At 72.6% G+C, this 17,015-nt stretch carries 14 protein-coding genes; 3 read left to right on the top strand and 11 right to left on the bottom strand.

The window, feature by feature from the left end; all coding sequences use genetic code 11:
• Window positions 1-7: 7 nt before the first annotated feature.
• From AC1UE5_RS23525 to AC1UE5_RS23475, 11 genes are all read right to left on the bottom strand, one after another.
• Window positions 8-1,315 carry an NAD(P)H-dependent oxidoreductase gene (locus AC1UE5_RS23525; protein WP_482928213.1) on the bottom strand — a complete coding sequence of 436 codons (1,308 nt, stop codon included), beginning with the start codon at window positions 1,313-1,315 and terminating at the stop codon, window positions 8-10.
• Complete coding sequence (locus tag AC1UE5_RS23520; protein WP_482928211.1) at window positions 1,312-1,875, bottom strand: dTDP-4-dehydrorhamnose 3,5-epimerase family protein; 564 nt, start codon at window positions 1,873-1,875, stop codon at window positions 1,312-1,314. The genes AC1UE5_RS23525 and AC1UE5_RS23520 overlap by 4 nt, the downstream gene beginning before the upstream one ends.
• Complete coding sequence (locus tag AC1UE5_RS23515; RefSeq protein WP_482928209.1) at window positions 1,875-2,921, bottom strand: GHMP family kinase ATP-binding protein; 1,047 nt, start codon at window positions 2,919-2,921, stop codon at window positions 1,875-1,877. The genes AC1UE5_RS23520 and AC1UE5_RS23515 overlap by 1 nt, the downstream gene beginning before the upstream one ends.
• Window positions 2,914-3,408 carry a dTDP-4-dehydrorhamnose 3,5-epimerase family protein gene (locus AC1UE5_RS23510; RefSeq protein ID WP_482928207.1) on the bottom strand — a complete coding sequence of 165 codons (495 nt, stop codon included), beginning with the start codon at window positions 3,406-3,408 and terminating at the stop codon, window positions 2,914-2,916. The genes AC1UE5_RS23515 and AC1UE5_RS23510 overlap by 8 nt, the downstream gene beginning before the upstream one ends.
• Window positions 3,405-4,445: an NAD-dependent epimerase/dehydratase family protein gene (locus AC1UE5_RS23505; protein WP_482928205.1), complete on the bottom strand. Its 1,041-nt coding sequence runs from the start codon at window positions 4,443-4,445 to the stop codon at window positions 3,405-3,407. The genes AC1UE5_RS23510 and AC1UE5_RS23505 overlap by 4 nt, the downstream gene beginning before the upstream one ends.
• On the bottom strand, window positions 4,442-5,665 hold the full coding sequence (locus tag AC1UE5_RS23500) for an HAD-IIIA family hydrolase (RefSeq protein ID WP_482928203.1): 1,224 nt from the start codon (window positions 5,663-5,665) through the stop codon (window positions 4,442-4,444). Before AC1UE5_RS23500 ends, AC1UE5_RS23505 begins: the two co-directional genes overlap by 4 nt.
• Window positions 5,666-5,669: 4 nt before the next feature.
• Complete coding sequence (locus tag AC1UE5_RS23495) at window positions 5,670-6,257, bottom strand: D-sedoheptulose-7-phosphate isomerase (RefSeq protein ID WP_482928201.1); 588 nt, start codon at window positions 6,255-6,257, stop codon at window positions 5,670-5,672.
• Window positions 6,258-6,376: 119 nt separating this feature from the next.
• Window positions 6,377-7,810: an O-antigen ligase family protein gene (locus tag AC1UE5_RS23490; protein ID WP_482928199.1), complete on the bottom strand. Its 1,434-nt coding sequence runs from the start codon at window positions 7,808-7,810 to the stop codon at window positions 6,377-6,379.
• Entirely contained in the window at window positions 7,807-9,027 is a 1,221-nt protein-coding gene (locus tag AC1UE5_RS23485) for a glycosyltransferase family 4 protein (protein WP_482928197.1), read from the bottom strand. Before AC1UE5_RS23485 ends, AC1UE5_RS23490 begins: the two co-directional genes overlap by 4 nt.
• Window positions 9,027-10,244: a glycosyltransferase family 4 protein gene (locus AC1UE5_RS23480; RefSeq protein WP_482928195.1), complete on the bottom strand. Its 1,218-nt coding sequence runs from the start codon at window positions 10,242-10,244 to the stop codon at window positions 9,027-9,029. Before AC1UE5_RS23480 ends, AC1UE5_RS23485 begins: the two co-directional genes overlap by 1 nt.
• Window positions 10,245-10,247: 3 nt before the next feature.
• Window positions 10,248-11,774, bottom strand: a complete 1,527-nt coding sequence (locus AC1UE5_RS23475) for a tyrosine-protein kinase domain-containing protein (RefSeq protein WP_482928193.1) — start codon at window positions 11,772-11,774, stop codon at window positions 10,248-10,250.
• A gap of 172 nt (window positions 11,775-11,946) precedes the next feature.
• Between AC1UE5_RS23475 and AC1UE5_RS23470 the strand changes: the two genes are divergently transcribed.
• The 3 genes from AC1UE5_RS23470 (at window position 11,947) to AC1UE5_RS23460 (ending at window position 16,978) form a co-directional block, all read left to right on the top strand.
• The gene (locus AC1UE5_RS23470) at window positions 11,947-13,482 is read left to right on the top strand and encodes a lipopolysaccharide biosynthesis protein (protein WP_482928191.1); all 1,536 of its coding nucleotides are present in this window, start codon (window positions 11,947-11,949) and stop codon (window positions 13,480-13,482) included.
• Window positions 13,479-14,516, top strand: a complete 1,038-nt coding sequence (locus tag AC1UE5_RS23465) for a glycosyltransferase family 2 protein (protein WP_482928189.1) — start codon at window positions 13,479-13,481, stop codon at window positions 14,514-14,516. The genes AC1UE5_RS23470 and AC1UE5_RS23465 overlap by 4 nt, the downstream gene beginning before the upstream one ends.
• 296 nt (window positions 14,517-14,812) lie before the next feature.
• Complete coding sequence (locus AC1UE5_RS23460; RefSeq protein ID WP_482928187.1) at window positions 14,813-16,978, top strand: discoidin domain-containing protein; 2,166 nt, start codon at window positions 14,813-14,815, stop codon at window positions 16,976-16,978.
• Window positions 16,979-17,015: the final 37 nt, after the last annotated feature.

Genomic DNA, 17,015 nt, shown 5'->3' with positions numbered 1-17,015 from the left:
CGTGCGGCTAGACCACCGCGGCGGTCGGCGCCCCGAGCCCGAAGTGCTCCATCTGCTCGGCTCGCAGCCGGTCGCACAGCCGGCCCGGCGGCAGCTCGACGTCGTCGTACGTGAGCACCTGGTCGACCGGCACGTCGCGCACCAGCCGGCAGCCCTCGGCGAGGCCCATCGGCAGCAGGGACGACGCGCCCGGCGCGTCCACGTTCTCGCACTGGCCGTACGTCATGAACCAGCCGATGCCGTCGAGCGTCTCACCCGCGCGCAGGTCCCGCTTCGCGGTCGCCACGACGTCCACCACCGGCGGCCCGAGCGGCGTGACGATCGGGTCCTTGAAGAGCGCGACCCGCGCGAGCGACGTCGGGACCTCCAGGTGGCACAGGTGGTACGGCGTGTAGAACGTGTAGAGCGGCCCGTCGCCGAGCTTGTACAGCTCCAGCCACTTCTTCTGCAGCGGGTGGTCCGCGGTGCCGAGGACGAACACGCCCGGCCCCGGCTCGGCGCCGACCATGTAGTCGATCCGCCCGTGCTCGAGCAGCGCGTCGAGGTCGAACAGCTCCTTCGCGTCGTCCACGTGCGACGCGTCCGGGCCCTGCATGCCGCGCTCGATGCACGTGAAGCCGGTCGCGTTCGCGCACAGCCCCATCTCGAACGACACCTTCGTCCCGTCCGCGAACGACGCGGCCATGTGCGGCGTCAGCCCCTTCTTCGCGGCGAAGCCCGCCTGCGTCTCGGGGTTGCGGAACCGGTCGTGCAGCCCCTTGAGGTTGCCGAGCAGGACCGGCTGCACGCCGAGCCCGGTCACGAACCGGTGGAGGTTCATGATCACGCCCGGCTGGTCGCCGTCGGCGTCCGTGTAGACGACGCCGGCGCGGTCCGCGTGGACCTTGAGGATGGGGCCGAGCGTCGCGTTCAGCTCGGCGTTCATCGCGACGATGTCCTTGCCGTTCGCGATCGCGTCCATCACGACGCCGGCGCCGAACTCCACCGCGCCGGTCACCTCGAGCACGACGTCCACGCCGTCCGCGGCGCAGATCAGCGCCGGGTCCTCGACGAGCGCCGGGCGGCCGGCCGCGATCAGCCGGTCGAGCTCGGCCACGGAGGTCGCCGTCGGCGGATCCTCGACGCCGGCGAGCGCCATCGCCTGGAGCGCGCGATCCCGCGTGCGGTTGTAGAGCGCGACGAGCTCCATGCCCGGCGTCGCGGACGCGATCTGCAGCGCGATCGCCCGCCCCATCGCCCCCGCGCCGACCATGCCGACGCGCACGGGGCGGCCCTCCGCTGCGCGGCGCTCCAGCGCCCGGTCCACGATGATCATGCGACGGTCTCCAGTCCTGCCGCGTGGGCGTCGAGGTCGAAGTCGGGCCAGGACGCGTCCTTGGCCGAGACCACGTCGACCGGCCGCTGCCAGTCGACGCGGAACGCCGGGTCGTCCCAGCGGATCCCGCGGCCCGCCGCGGGTGTGTAGAACGCGCTCACCTGGTAGTGCAGCGCGGTCCCGTGCTCCAGCGTCAGGAAGCCCTGGCCGAAGCCCTCCGGGACGTAGAGCATCCGCGGCACGCGGGCGTCGAGCACGACCGACGTCCAGTCGCCGTACGTCGGCGACTCGGGCCGCAGGTCGATGATCACGTCCTGCATCGAGCCGGCCACGACGCGGAACAGCTTCGCCTCGCGGTAGGGCGCGACCTGGAAGTGGAACCCGCGCATCGTGCCCGCGCGCTCGTTGACGATGAGGTTCGTCTGGACCATCCGATCCACGAGCCCCGCCTCCGCGAACTCGCGCTCGCAGTACAGCCGCGCGTTGAGGCCCCGCTCGTCGCGGATCTCGTCCAGCTCGAGGACGTAGGCGCCGCGCAGCGGCAGCTCGGTGAAGCGCATCAGAGCACCCGCGACCCGTGCGCCTCGGGCGCCACCGGCACGTCGACCAGCCCCGGCAGGGCGGCCCGCACGGCGTCGCGCTTGGACGGCTCGACGATGAAGAGCAGGAAGCCCCCGCCGCCCGCGCCGAGCAGCTTGCCGCCCAGCGCGCCGGCCTCCATCGCCCGCGCGTACCACTCGTCGATCGCGGGGTTCGTGATCGTGGACGCGAGTCCGCGCTTGAGCTGCCAGCTCTCGTCGAGCACCGCGCCGAACTCGCGCGCGTCGAACCGCCCGTCGCTCACCGACGCCTGCAGCCGGTACGCGTGGTCGCGCATCGCCCGCAGCGTGTCCAGCTTCGAGCCCGTCCGCGCCTTCTGCTCCACGAGCACCTTGCCTGCGTCGCGCTGGTGGCCCGTCCAGAACATCGCGACGTGGTCGAACAGCTCGGCCAGCGCGCCGTTGACCCGCTGCGCCGGCTCGACCGTGACGCCGCCGCCGGTGCGGAACGTGAACAGGTTCAGGCCCCCGAACGCCGCGGCGTACTGGTCCTGCTTGCCGATCGGCTCGCCGAGCACGTCGATCTCGATGTGCGACGCCTCCTCCGCGAGCTGCCCCGCGGTGACGCGCTCGCCGCGCAGGGTGTGCAGCGCATGCAGCAGGCCCACGCAGAACGCGCTCGATCCGCCCAGGCCGGTCGACGCCGGCAGGTCGCCGATGATCGACACGTAGATCGGCGGCTCGATCTCCAGCAGCCGCAGGCACTCCCGCGCGATGTCGTTCTGCACCTCGTCGATCGAGCCGACCGACTCGGCCGAGGAGTACGCGATGCGGACCTTCTCGTCGAACACCTCGCCGTGGCGCTTGACGGTCACGTAGACGTAGCGCGAGATCGCGGTCGAGAAGACCGCGCCGTCCTCGTGGTCGTAGAACGCCGCGAGGTCGGTGCCCCCGCCGGCGAACGACACCCGCAGCGGCGTCCGCGTGACGATCATGCCGCGCGAGTGGTCCACCGCCGCGACGGATCCCGGTCCCGCCCACCCCGCCGGTGCGAGGACGCTAGCCATGGCGGATGCCCCAGTCGTAGGGGATCTCGTCGGTGAACGGGTCCATCCGCAGCATCTCGTCCGGGTCGTGCGGCTCCGTCGCGGCGTTCGCGAGGATGCACATCGAGTCGCCGTACGCCTTGTAGCCGTTGGCGATGCCCGGCGGCATCTGGACGAGCACGTAGTTGTCCTCGCCCAGGAAGACCTCCTGGAGGACGCCCTTGGTCGGTGAGTCCTCGCGGATGTCGTACATGACGAGCTTCGCGCGCCCGCTGATGACCGCGTTGTTGATGGTCATCGTCGTGTGGATGTGCCACGCCTTGACGGCGCCCGGCCACGAGCACGAGAAGTAGATCTCGCCGAAGGCGATGAAGTGCTCATCGGTCGCCTTCAGCATGTGCATGATCTTCCCCCGCTCGTCCACGATCTGGCGGAGCGGGATGATCTTCACGCCGTCGATGAGCGGGACGTTCTGCGTCTTGGGCGAGGCGATCGGGAGCGCGCTCATGCGGGCACCACGATCTCGGTCCAGCGCAGGTTCTCGTCGAGCTCGCCGGTGTCCATCAGGTGGCTCAGCCAGCGCAGCCGCGTGAACTTCGCGTGGGTGTACTCGGCCTCGGTGACGCCGTACTCGAGGAAGGCGTCGCGGAGCTCGACGGCGCCCTTGGCCGGCGTCCACTCCCACGTGAAGTCGGGGAACGTCCGCGCGAACTTCGAGAAGTCCGCCTTGTACGTGCGCTGGTCGGCGCCGGACTCGCCCAGGATCTCGAGCGTCGCGCCCGGGACGGCCGCGACGGCCGCCTCGGCGAGGTCGCGGATCTTGTAGTTGAGCGCCTCGTGGCCGTTGTTGAACGCCTCGCCGGCGACCTTGTCGAGGGGCGCCGTGAGGACCATCGCGAACGAGCGCGACAGGTCGAGCACGTGCACGACCGGGCGCCACGGCGCGCCGTCGCCCATCACGACGATCCGACCGCGCGTCACCGCCGAGCCCATGAAGTCGTTCATGACGGTGTCGAACCGCATCCGCGGCGACAGGCCGTAGACCGTGCCGTTGCGCAGGAACGTGACGGCGAATTCGTCGTCGGAGAGCTTCTGCAGCTCGCGCTCGGCGTCGACCTTCGAGCGCGCGTAGTCGGTGCGCGGGGCGAGCGGCGCGGTCTCGTCGACCACCGCCGCCTCCGACATCCCGTACATGATGCAGCTCGAGGAGAACAGGAAGCGGCGCACGCCTGCCTCCTTGGCCAGCTCCGCCAGGCGGATCGTGGCCTGCGTGTTGATCTCCTCGGTCCAGGCGGTGTTGAGGTTGCCGATCGGGTCGTTCGACAGCGCGCCCAGGTGGACGATCGCCTCGAAGCCCTCGACGTCCTCGGACGTCACGTCGCGCAGGTCGCGCTTGATCTCGGGCACCTGGATCTCGTCCGGCACCAGCGTGCACTCGTCGAAGTAGCCCGTGTCCAGGCCGGTGACGTCGTGCCCCTGGCGGACGAGGAGCGGGGTCAGCACCGAGCCGATGTAGCCGCGGTGCCCGGTGACCAGAACCTTCATACGGCGATCAGCCCTCCGGTGTGGTTGATGAGTCGCTGCGCCACGTCGGCGAGCGAGGTGGTGTCGTCGACCAGCACGGACGGCGCGCCGGCCGCAGCCGCGGCCAGCGCATCCCGCTCGTCGTCTCCGACGAACGTCGTCCGTGTCAGGTCGAGGTCGTGGTCGCGCTGCGCCGCGAGCAGCATCCCGGGCTTCGGCTTGCGGCAGGCGCAGCCGTCGTCCCAGCCGTGCGGGCAGACGTAGATGTCGTCGATGCGGCCGCCCGCGGCGGCGACGTCGCGCATCATCCGCTCGTGCACCGCGTCGAGGTCGGCCTCGGTCATCGCGCCGCGCGCGATGCCCGCCTGGTTGGAGACCACGAACGTGCGCCAGCCGGCCTCCGCGAAGAGCTTGAGCGCCTCCAGGGCACCCGGCTTCCACACGAACTCGGCCGGCGTCGTGACGTACTGGGCCTTCGGCGGGCGCTCGTTGAGCACGCCGTCGCGGTCGAGGATGACCGCGGGCTCGAAGCGCAGGAACCGCTCGGTCGCGGGCAGCCGGTCGAGCTTGCCGACGTCGTAGTAGCGGTGGCGCGTGACGTGCGCGAACAGCGTGCCCTCCTCCACCAGCTGCGGGTAGAGGACGTGCTCGAGCTGCTCGTCGACCGCCGGGAGCGCCAGCAGCGCGTCGCGGCGCAGCAGCAGGAAGCCGATGTCGACGCCGCGGAGCCCGGGCTGCTCGCGGGTGCGGTCGTAGACCTCCACGCGGCCACCCCGCCCGATGCGGACGTTGTCGCGCGTGAAGCCGTCCTCGTTGGCGTAGACCGTGACCTGCGCCGGCGGCTGCCCCGCGGTGAGGTAGTCGTCCCACAGCGCGTCGAAGCGCAGCGGCCAGTAGTTGTCGCAGTAGACGACGAGGAACGTCTCGTCGAGCGCGCCGCGCTCGGCCGCGTCGCGGAGGCGCGACAGCGTGTGGAGCTCGGGGTCCGTGACCAGGTGGTCGGCCTGCACGCCGAACGCTGAGCCGTCGCCGACGTGCGCCTCGATCATGTCCGCGCGGTAGCCGAGCAGCAGCAGGTGGCGCGTGAACCCCTCGTCGCGCAGCAGCGCCATCAGGTGATCCAGGAACGGCTTGCCGGCGATCTCGACGAGCGGCTTGGGCCGGTCGTCGGTCAGGCGGCCGAGCCGCGTGCCGCGGCCGCCCGCCACGATCACGACCTGGGTGGGGCGCTCCGGAGCCATCGGGTCAGCGCTCGCAGAGGCACTTGGTCAGCACGTGGCAGAGCGCCGAGTGCGCGTCCTCGACCTCGGCGTACGTGCCGGGTGCGCTGGCCAGCCACACCGCGTGGTCGACCATCCCGAGCAGCACGCCGCCGTCGAATCCCAGCAGCGCCATCGTCGTGACGCCGCGCTCGCGGGCGCACTCGACGGCGGAGACGAGGTTCGGCGAGTTGCCGCTCGCGGAGATCACGAGCAGCGTGTCGCCCTGCCGGGCGAAGTTCTCCAGCTGGCCGGCGAACGCGCGGTCGTAGCCCTCGTCGTTGGAGAGCGCGCTGAACCAGGCGCTGTTGTCGGCCAGGCTCATGACGCGCATCGGCGGGCGCTCCGGCGAGCGGGTCGCCTTGCCCAGGTCGCACGCCAGGTGCGACGCGGTCGCGGCGCTCCCGCCGTTGCCCGCGATGAAGATCGTCCCGCCGGCGTCCCGGGTCGCGCACAGCGTCTCCACCAGCCGGTCGAGGACGCGGTGGTCCACGGCGGCGAGCAGCCCGTTCAGGGCCGTCGTGTGCTCTTGGATGATGCGCTGAGTCGGCAGCGTCCGGGTCGCCTGCAGCATGGGGTCGGAGCCTCTCCGTCCGTGGTCTCGCTTGTGCGAATCAGGTCTCCTAGGGACACCTACCTGAGCGCGAGAATCAGAGTCAAGGGCCATTTGGTCCAGGCCGTCTCGACACCGTCTCAGTGCCTGATTTGCAGGGATTTCTTGGACGACCGTCGAGAGCCGTACGCGGCTCCGGCGAGGGCACCGGCGAGCGCGAACGCGGCCACGAGGACGGCCTGGTACGTCTTGACGTTGTCGAAGTAGCTGGCGACCAGCAGGCCGGCGAAGACGCCGGCGACGGCGATGCCGTACGGCCGCAGCCCGGCGACCCGCCGCGCGTGCCACGCCGTGAGCCCGAGCGCGGCCAGCGTGCCGAACCACAGCAGCAGCCCGAGCGCCCCCAGCTCGACCCCGACGTAGACGTAGTCGTTGTGGGGGTAGACCTCGAGGTAGGTCGCCCGGTTCTCCGCGGTCTGGAAGTCGTAGTCGAACATCCCGATCTCGCGGTTGGTCAGCGGCAGGAACGTGCCCATGCCGTTGCCGCCGATCGGGCGCTCGGTGCCGTACGGGAGCATCCGGCTCCACAGCTCGGTGCGCCAGTCGAGCGAGTTCTTCTGGATCGCCTCGGACGAGCCCTGGAGGTCCGCGAACCGCCCGGTGATCTGCTCCACCACGCTGGGGAACGCGAGCGCCGCGAGCACCACCGTCAGCGCGGTGAAGAGGATCAGGCGCCGGTACGCGAGCACCGCCACCAGCGCCAGCGCGAGCACGAAGCCGCCCCACGCCGAGCGCGCGAACGTCTGCATCAGGCAGACGAGACCGAGCACGATCAGCGCCGCGAGCAGCTTGCGTGCCGTCGAGCCGGGGCGCAGGTCGAACCACGTCACGATGCCGACGATCAGCACGACCATCAGGAAGAGGCCGAACCCGTTCGGGTGCACGAACGTGCCCTGGATCGAGGAGAAGCCCTCCTTGACGATCCGGTCGCCCGTCGCGAGCTGGAACAGGCCGACCGCCATCGGGATCGCCGCCGACGCGAGCACCGCGGCCAGCACCTTCCGGAAGCCGGAGACGTCGTGCACGAGCGTCGCGCAGAGGACGAAGACGATGATCGGGAACGCGAGCTGCGTCCACTGGGTGAACCCCTCCTCGGCGTTGAACGACCACGCCAGCGAGAGCAGGGCGACGAGCAGGAACGCGCCCGCAAGCGCCATCGCCGGCTTGGCCGGCAGGTCGGGCTTGTGGAGCACCAGCGCGATCGCCCCGGCGACGATCGTGCCGACCGCGAGCATGCCGAGCAGGTTCGTCCCGCCGACCGTGAACGCCTCGGCGACGCTCTCCATCCCGGGCCGGACGACGAGGATGGTCAGGACGACGATCGCGGGGAAGATCGCGAACACGCCGATCGCCACGACCGCCACCGCGACGCCGACGGCGACGAGCGGCGCGAAGCCGGTGGCCACGCCCGCGACGGCGCTGAGCAGCATCGCCAGCGCGACCATCCGCAGCGCCGGGCCCCAGCGGCGGGGCGCGTGCGGCGCGCGGACCGAGGGGACGCTGATCGCGCTCACGACGCGACCGCCAGCTCGTCGCCGTGGCGCAGGCACCCGCCGCCCTCGGCGACCGCCCGCTCGTACAGCGCCTCGTGCGCGCGGGCGAACGCCACCCAGCTGCGGTGCTCGCGGACGTGCGCGCGCGCCTGCTCCCCGAGCCGGCGCGCGAGCCCCTCGTCGCCGAGCAGGCGGAGGACCTGCGCGGCGACCTCCGCGTCGCCGTCGGCGACGAGCACGTGCTCGCCGTGGCGCACGTCGAGGCTGCGGCACGCGAGCGGCGTCGCGACCGACGGGCACCCGCAGGCCATCGCCTCCAGCAGCTTGTTCTTGATGCCGGTGCCGCTCTGCATCGGGCACGCATAGACCGACGTCGCCTGCAGCCACGGCTCCATCGCCGGCACCTCGCCGGTGACCGTCACGCGCGACGAGGCGAGCGCCCGCACCTCCGGCGCGGGGTCGCGGCCGATCAGCGCCAGCCGCGCGTCGGGCCGGCGCGCGAGGACGCGCGGGAAGATCCGGGTCGCGAGCGCTTGCGCCGCCTCGACGTTCGGGCGGTAGGACATGATCCCGGTGAACGCGATCGTGGCCGGCTCGCGCGGCACGGTCGGCGGGCGGAAGCGGTCGACGTCGACGCCGTTGGGGATCACCGCCGTGCGCAGCCCCGGGATCGCGGCGGCGCCGGCGGCCGCATCGGCCGCGCTCACGTACACCGCCGTCGAGTAGCGCGGGAACGTGCGCCGCTCGTGCCGGTCGATCGCCCGCCGCTCCACGCTGGCGCGGGCCCGGATCGGCAGCGCGGCGCCACGCGCGTCGTCGCGGACGACCGTCGGCCAGTGGTCGACGGCGGCGAGCACCTTCGGCAGCCGCGGCGCCGCGTCGGCCACGCCGGCGATGATCGAGGGCGTGACGTGCAGGACGTCGAACTCGCGCCGCGCGAGCAGCCGCTCGGTCGCGGCGCGCAGGCGCGTCTCGAGCATCAGCACCTCGCGCGGGGTGACGGTGAGCGTCGCGCGCAGGCGCCCCCGGGCGCGGCGGTGCAGCGGCTCCATCGTCGGCGCGTCCAGCGCGATCAGCTCGACTCCCGGCGGCGGCTCGCCGGTCTGGTCCGGCCAGCGGTAGGCAACCACGCACACCTCGTGGCGCCGCGCGAGCTCACGGACGAGCGAGATGACCTGCACCCGCAGCCCGTCCATCGGCATGAGCGGGGCGGAGTGGCTGACCAGGAGGATGCGCATCACGCTGTGCGGACGCGCCTCGTCCGCCCACCGCGCCGGCTGCGCGCGCGCTCGAGGATGGCCTCGTACACCTGCTCGGTCGTGTCCGCGACCGCGGGCCAGCGGTACTGGGCCAGCACCCGCTCGCGCAGCGCCTCGCCGCGCGCCGCGGCGTCGCCGTCGGCCAGCGCCCGCTCCAGCGCCACGCGCAGCGCGCCGGTGTCGCCGGCGGTGAAGACCTCCGCGTGGGCCGTGCCGTTCTCGCCGACGACCTCGAGGTGCTCGGGCAGGTCGCTGACGACGCACGGGCGCGCGCACGCCGAGGCCTCCAGCAGCGCGATCGGCAGGCCCTCCAGCGTCGACGGCTGGGCGACGAGCCGCGCGCTGCGCAGCAGCCACGCCTTCTGCGCGCCGTACACCGGGCCGAGCATCCGCACACGCGGGTCCTGCGCGGCCAGCTCCTCCAGCCGCTTGACGTACCCGTCGGTGTGCGTGCCGCCGCCGGCGATGACCAACGGCAGGTCGCCCGGCACGCCGCGGTACGCCTCGAGCAGCGTGTGGATGTCCTTCTCCGGCACGAGCCGGCCGAGGAAGAGCACGAAGCGCTCGGCCTCCAGCCCGTCGACCGGCTCGACGTCGGCGAACTCGCCCGGGTCGATGCCGTTCGGGTTGTAGACCGGCTCCGTCCCGAACCGGGTCCGCAGCTCGCGGTCCAGCGCACGCGAGACGACGATCGTCTTGTCGGCGTTCGTCGCCGTGATGCGCAGCGCCAGCCGCAGCACCGCGGTGGCGACCGGCCCCCACTTCGCGCGCCGGTAGTCGAGCCCGTGCACGGTCGCGACCGCCGGTACGCGCGCCAACCGCGGCAGCACGCTGAACATCCCCGGGCCGGTCGCGTGGAAGTGGATCAGGTCGAACTCGTCCGCCGACCGGAGCGCGTCGAGGACGGCGAGCAGCGTGTGCGACGGCGCCTCGAGGTGCTTGGTGTTGATCTGCGGCAGGTAGCGGATCCGCACGCCCTTGTACTCCGCGGCGTCGGTGGAGGCGTAGGCCGTGCGGGCGTAGACGGTGACCTCGTGACCGCGGCCCGCGAGCTCCACCGCGAGCGCCTCGACGGCGCGCTCCACGCCGCCGTCGGTCGCGGGGATGCCACGCAGGCCGACCATGGCCACGCGCAGCGGGCGCGCAGCCTCACGGAGCGGCGGCGTGATCGCGTCGCTGGCCACCGTCGTCGCCATGGTCTACCGCCGGCCGAGGTACTCGCTGTAGGCGATGTCGGGCTCGACGCCGAACAGCACGAGGCCGAACGGCTGGACGCGCGCGCTGGCCAGCAGCTCGCGCAGGCGCTCGAGCTCGCGCCGCCGTGTGTGGTGCAGCCGGGCGACGACCACGACCGCGTCGGCCTGCGTGGCGACCGGCAGCATGTCCTTGACGAGCCCGAGCGGCGTGCCGTCGACGACGACCTTGTCGGCCAGCGCGGACGCCTCGACCAGCGCGCGCTGCAGGCGCATCGGCGACAGCAGCGCGTGCGGGTTCGACGACGCCTTGCCGGCCGGCAGCACCTGGACGACGCCGGCCAGCGGCGCGGTCGCGGTGCGCGTGCCGACGCCGACGCGGGCCCGGGTCGGCGGGTCGAGCGACACCTCGACGAGCTGCTCGCCCACGGTCGTCTCGCCGGCCAGGACCTCGGTCAGGCCCTCGTGCTCGGTGAGGCCGAGGCGCTCGGACAGCGTGCGCCGGCGCAGGTCGCCCTCCATCAGCAGGACGCTCTCGTCGCGCTCGACCATCGCGAGCGCGAGGCTGAGGCTCGTCGTCGACTTGCCCTCTGCGACGGTCGCGCTCGTGACGAGCACGGTGCGGATCGCGCGGTCGGCGTCGAGCACCGAGAGCGTCGTCTGGAGCCCCCGGAAGCCCTCCGCCTCGACCGGGCGGCCGCTGTAGTCGACGGGCGAGTTGGGGATCGCGGCGATGATCGGCACGCCGGGCAGCAGCTCGGTGACCTGGCGCTCCTCGCGCAGCCGCGGGTCGATGCGCTCGCGGGCGATCGCGAGCATGCAGCCCAGGATCAGGCCGACGAGCAGGCCGAGCACGCCGTTGCGCACGAGGTTCGGCGAGACCGGCGTGTCGTCGGCGCGCGCCGGCTCGATGACGGTCGCGTCGCCGCTCTGCAACGAGGCCAGGAGGGCGACCTGGTCGCGCTGCTCGCGCAGCTGGCGGATCGCCGCGGTGCTGGCGTTGGCGTCGCGGGCGGTCTCGAGCCGCTGCTCGATGTCGCCGAGGGCGCGCTGATAGCGCTGGCGCGAGTTGGCCGCGCGGAAGCGGACGTACTGCTGCGCGTAGGTGGTCGCCAGGGCGGCGGCCTCATCCGGGTCGTCGGCGTTGACCGTCACCTCGATCACGCGCGACGGGCCGTCGGCCTCGACGGACGTGTTGTCGAGCAGCGTGCTCGGGGTGATGTCGACGCCGGACTCCTCGACGACCCGCTCGGCGAGTGGGAACTGGCGGAAGAGGGCGAGGTCGGTGGCGGTCTGGCGCTCGGGGTCGACCGGCGTCCCGCGGTCGAGCCCGACGACCGACGCGTCGAAGCCGTCCTCCTGGATGAGGAGCTTGGCGGTGGACTCGTACCGCTCCTCCTGCGTCAGCGAGTAGCCAAGGGCCGCTGCGCAAGTCAGGATCGCGCAGAGCACCACGATGTGCCAGCGCTCCTTCAGGGGATGGACGAGGTCTCGGACCCGCCGTCCGAGATCGAGATTGCCGTCAGGTTGCATCCGTGTGCTCCGGTCGGTTCTCCGGTGAAGACGTCGAGGCGACCGTACAGACGCCGAATGGCTCGCAGGGAAATCTTTTCCACGCGGCTCTGGCACTGGGTTAGGGTCGGTTTCCCGGAGCGATCTTGCGAACGCGCACCTTCACCAGCACTGCGCGCTCGGCGGTTCCCGCATGAGCAGACGAGCCTCGTTCAAGGAGGGGTTCTCCTTCGGGATGCTGTCGTTCGCGTCGATGGCCGTGATCGGCATCGCGAGCGGCATCGCCATCGCGCGCGCGTACGGGATCGAGGTCGTCGGCGCCTACGCGCTGGCCTACGCGCCGGTCGCGCTGTGCGGCACGTTCTCGACCGTCCAGGAGCAGGCCGCGCTGATGCGCGAGCTGGCGGTGCTGCCCGCCCGCGCGCCGCGGATCACCGGGCTGTTCGGCATCGTGGCCGTGTTCTCGACGGCGCTGACGACGGTGGTCGCGGTGATCGCCGGCGTCGTGTCGACGCTGCTCCTCACCGGCCCGATCGACCAGCCCGACCTCGTGGCTCCGTCACTCGTGCTGCTGGCCGAGTACGCGCTGCTCGGGAACCTCGGCTGGAACGCCGACGTGGTCTTCGCGGCGTTCCGCGCGGGGCGCCAGCTCTTCTGGATCCGGCTGCTGACGACGGCCGGGTTCCTGGTCGCCGCGATCGCGCTCAGCTTCCCGTTCGGCACCGTCTGGGCGCTCGTCGTCGCGCACATCGCGTCGACCGTCGCGGCGCTGCTGCTGCGGCTCGTGCTGCTGCCGCCGTTCATGCGCTTCCGCGTGCCGCTGACCGAAGTGCGGGCCGCCGCGAGGCTCCTCCCCGACATGCTGCGCTTCGGCGTGAAGGTGATGCCGGTGCACATCGCCGACGGCGCCTCGAACGAGGCGGGGACGTGGATCGTCGGCATCACCTCGCCCATCGCGACCGTCGGCGGCTGGACGCGCGCGTGGCAGCTCTCCCAGCGCCTGCTCGAGCCGACCTACCGGGTGGCCGAGATGCTCTTCCCGACGCTGGTGGAGCGGCGGCACAACGAGGACCACGCGGGCTTCTCGCGCGCCCTGCTCGACTCGTCGCGGATCGTCGGCACCGGGCTGCTGCTCGTCGCTGCGACGGCGGGCGGCGCGTCGGAGGCCGTCATGGCGATCTACGGCGACGGGTTCGACGTGGCCGCCGACGCGCTGACGCTCACGCTGCTCGTGCCGGCCTTCTACTGCATGAGCACGCTGCTCGGGCAGTCGATGCTGGCGCTCGACAAGCCGCTCACCTGGACCGGCACCGCGCTCGCGCGCACGGCCGCGGTCTTCGCGCTCGGCATCCCGCTCGCCTCGTGGCAGGGCATCACCGGGATGGCGGCGGGGATGGCGATCGCGTACGGGTTCGGGTTCCTCCTGACCGCCGCGCTGACACGGCGCCACCTGCGCCACCGCTCGCGCCTGCTGTGGCCGGTGCGCTCGATCGCCGCGGCGCTGGGCGCGTACGCCGCGGGCTTCGTCGTCGCACACGAGCTCGACGCCGCGATCGACGGGCTCGCCGCGCTGGTCGTGGCGATCCCGGCGGGCGCGCTGGCGTTCGCGGGCGTGTACGTCCTGGCGGGCGGCCTGACCGCCGACGACCGCCGCCACCTGCGCTCCATCCGCGCGCGGCTGCGCCGCCGCCGCGCGGTCGCCGTCGCCGACCCCACCCCGACCGCATGACCCCGCTGGTGGACGTGATCATGCCGACGTACGGCGAGCCCGAGTTCCTCGCCGAGGCGCTCGATTCCGTGCTCGCGCAGACGTTCGCGGACTTCCGGGTGACGGTGTTCGACAACGGGCCGGGCGGCGGGGTGGCGGCCGCGGTGGTCGCCGCGCGGCGAGACGATCCGCGCGTGGCCTACGACTGCACCGGCGAGGTGCTGCCGCAGGTGACGAACTGGAACCGGTGCCTGCAGGCGACGTCCGCGCGGTACGTGGGGATGCTCCACGACGACGACCGCTGGCACCCCGAGTACCTCGAGCGGCGGGTGGCGTTCCTCGAGGCGCACCCGGAGTGCGCGTACGCGTTCGGGGCGATGAACGACGTCGACGAGCAGGGCGAGGTCGTGCTCGCCTACCCGCACCGGCTGCCCGAGGGCGTCCAGCGCCCGCACGACTTCGTCCCGCTCTTCCTCGAGGAGTGCCTCGTCGGGTCGCCGACCGCGCTCGTGCGGCGCAGCGCGTTCGAGGACGTCGGGCTGGCGTGGCGCAACGGCATCAAGAACTTCGACTGGGAGCTGTGGCTCCACATGGCGATGCGCCACCCGGTCGGGTACCTGCACGCGCGCGACGCCGACCGGCGGGTGCACGGCGGCTCGATGACGTCCGCGTCGTCGGGCTGGGGCGAGGAGGAGCTCGCGCTGCTCGCGCGGTGGGAGGCGCTCGTCGCGGCCGAGCTGCCGGACGTGCACTGGCCGGAGCGGCGGCGCCGGCGCCGGCGCGCGCACGGGCACCTGATCGTCGCGTTCGACGCGCTGGAGCGGGGCGACGCGGCGCGGGCGCGCGCGTCGCTGCGGGCCGCGGTCTCCGCGCACCCGCTCGCGGTGGCCGACCCACGCGTGCCGGCAGCCCTCGTCGTCCTCGCGGGCGGGGCGCCCGCGCGGCGCGCGCTCGCGCGGGCCCGAGCGGCGCGCGCCCGGACGGGGCTCGCGCCGCACCTCTCGGAGCTGCGGCGCGCCGGGCGCGACCGCCTCCTGCGCGCCTCGCGCGGCTGATCGAGCCTCGGTCGCGCGACCCGAACCTGTCACGCCGGCTTCCAGACCTTCCACGCCGCTCTGATGCTCCGGAAGCCGGAGTCTCCCAGACCCCCGATCGCGCTTGACCTCCGGCCCGCGCTGGTACCCCGAACGCGCCATCGAGGCCCGCATCGATCGTCCGTCCAGGCGACTTCGGTAGGGGAACGGGCCTCCCGATGAGGTGACCAGGCCGAGGGTTGCCGCCGACGCCGTCCCCGCGTCGGCGCCCGCTCTCGGGCCGCTGGTTCGTCGTCCCCCACCCAGAAGGATCATCCATGCACGGCCGTACCCGTACCCGACTACTCGGGGCCGCGCTGCTCAGCGCAGGCCTCGTCACGACCGGCGTGTCGCTCGCCTCCGCGGCGGACACCACGCTCGTCGAGAAGTCGCTGAAGAAGCCTGCGACCGCGTCCTCCTCCGACGCCACCGACCGCGGGCCTGCCAAGGGCAACGACGGCTCCACCTCCAGCCGCTGGGCGTCCGAGTGGAAGGACGGGCAGTGGTGGCAGATCGACCTCGGCTCGGCGCAGGCCGTCAGCCAGGTCCAGGTCAAGTGGGAGTACGCGTACGCGTCCCGCTACCGCATCCTGACCTCCCTCGACGGCAGCACCTGGACCACCGCCGCCGAGCAGACCGCGTCGAGCGCCGGTGACCGGACGACGACGTTCAGCGCCCGCGACGCGCGCTACGTCCGCATCCTCACCGTCACCCGCGCCACGAAGTACGGCGTCTCGTTCTACGAGGCGAAGGTGCTCGGGCCGTCCGGCACGGTCGGCACCGCGCCGACGACCACGACGCCGACGACCACCCCGACGACGACCACGCCGGCCCCGGCCCCGGCTCCGTCCGGCACGCTCGTCGAGAAGGCGCGCGGGAAGGCCTCGACCGCCTCGTCCAGCGACAGCGCCGACCGCGCGGCCGTGAAGGCCAACGACGGCTCCGGCTCGACCCGCTGGTCGTCGGCGTACCGGGACGGCGAGTGGTGGCAGGTCGATCTCGGCTCCAAGCAGGACGTCCGCCAGGTCACCACGAGCTGGGAGCACGCGTACGCCTCGCGGTTCCGCGTCCAGACCTCGCCTGACGGCACGACGTGGACGACCGCGGCCGAGGACGGCGCGTCCGGCGCCGGCGACCGCACCACGAGCTTCACGCCGCGTGACGCGCGCTTCGTCCGGATCACCGGGCTGACGCGCGGGACGCAGTACGGCATCTCGCTCTTCGAGGTGAAGGTGCACGGCGTGTCCGGCACGACCGGCACCGCGCCGGGCACGAGCGAGCCGGTCGAGGAGCCCGCGCCCGCTCCCGCCCCGACGACCCCGCCGGCCAGCAGCGGCCTGCGCGCGTTCGTCGAGTTCGCCGCCGGCAACCCGTTCACCACGCCGCTGCCGACCAGCGTGCCGCTCCTCCCGGCCGCCGAGCAGGACGCGCGCCGCAACGAGGTGCGCGCGTGGATGAACGCGAGCGCGACCGGCATCGAGCAGCGCAACTGGTCCTCCCCGCTGTACGTCGTGTACCGCAACGGCGACATCCGCGACTCCGAGGGCGACCTCATCTGCCGCGGCCCGCTCGTCAAGCCGAGCGGCGGCATCGCGAAGATCAACGCCGGCATCGACGGCAAGGGCTGGCCGACCGCGTCGTGCCTCGACCCCGAGGACGGCGAGGGCCACCTCGCGATGTGGAACCCGGAGACCGGCGCGTACGTCGACTTCTACGGCGCGAAGGTCGGCTCCTCGATCTCGTACGCGTACGGCGGCGCGATCCCGAACACCCGCGCGGTCAAGCTCATGAACTCCTACGGCGGCGGAGCGTCGACGCAGTGGCAGGGCGGCATCGCCTCCGGCACGCCGCTCTGGGGCCAGTACGTCACCGAGAAGGAGATCCGCGACGCGGTGAAGGCCTACCAGGCCGGCGACTTCGCGAACGCGTACATCCCGCACGTCCTGGCGTACGAGGCCTACCGCCACACGCCCAACACGTGGGAGTACCCGGCGTCGAAGACCGACTTCATGGGCAACGGGACCAACCAGGTCCCGCGCTACGGCGTCGGCGGCGACCCGAACTACGGCGGCCACGGCCGCGGCATCATCCCGATGGGCGGGATCTGGCGCCTCGATCCGTCGATCGACGTGTTCAAGGTCGTCCGCGGTGACGGCACCGCCCACGGCGACATGCTGGCCCGCATCTTCGCCCGCACGCTGCAGAAGCACGGCGCGACGATGACGGACTTCACCGGCGGCGGGTTCGTGTTCCTCGCGGAGCAGGCCTCCCACCAGACGATGTTCGACTACAAGAACGGCAGCGGCAACAGCGCCGCCTGGGTGAAGGGCCTCCTGAACCAGTCCATCGACAACAAGTGGATGCAGTTCGTCAACGTCGGCCGCAACATGGAGGTCGACGAGGGCAAGCCGGCCCAGCCCGGCACGTACCGCCCCGCCGAGTAGCGCTCCACCCGCCGCACCGCGCGCCTCCCCGTGTGGT

Source organism: Parviterribacter multiflagellatus, assembly GCF_056863265.1.
This window is presented reverse-complemented; position numbering and strand designations above follow the sequence as displayed.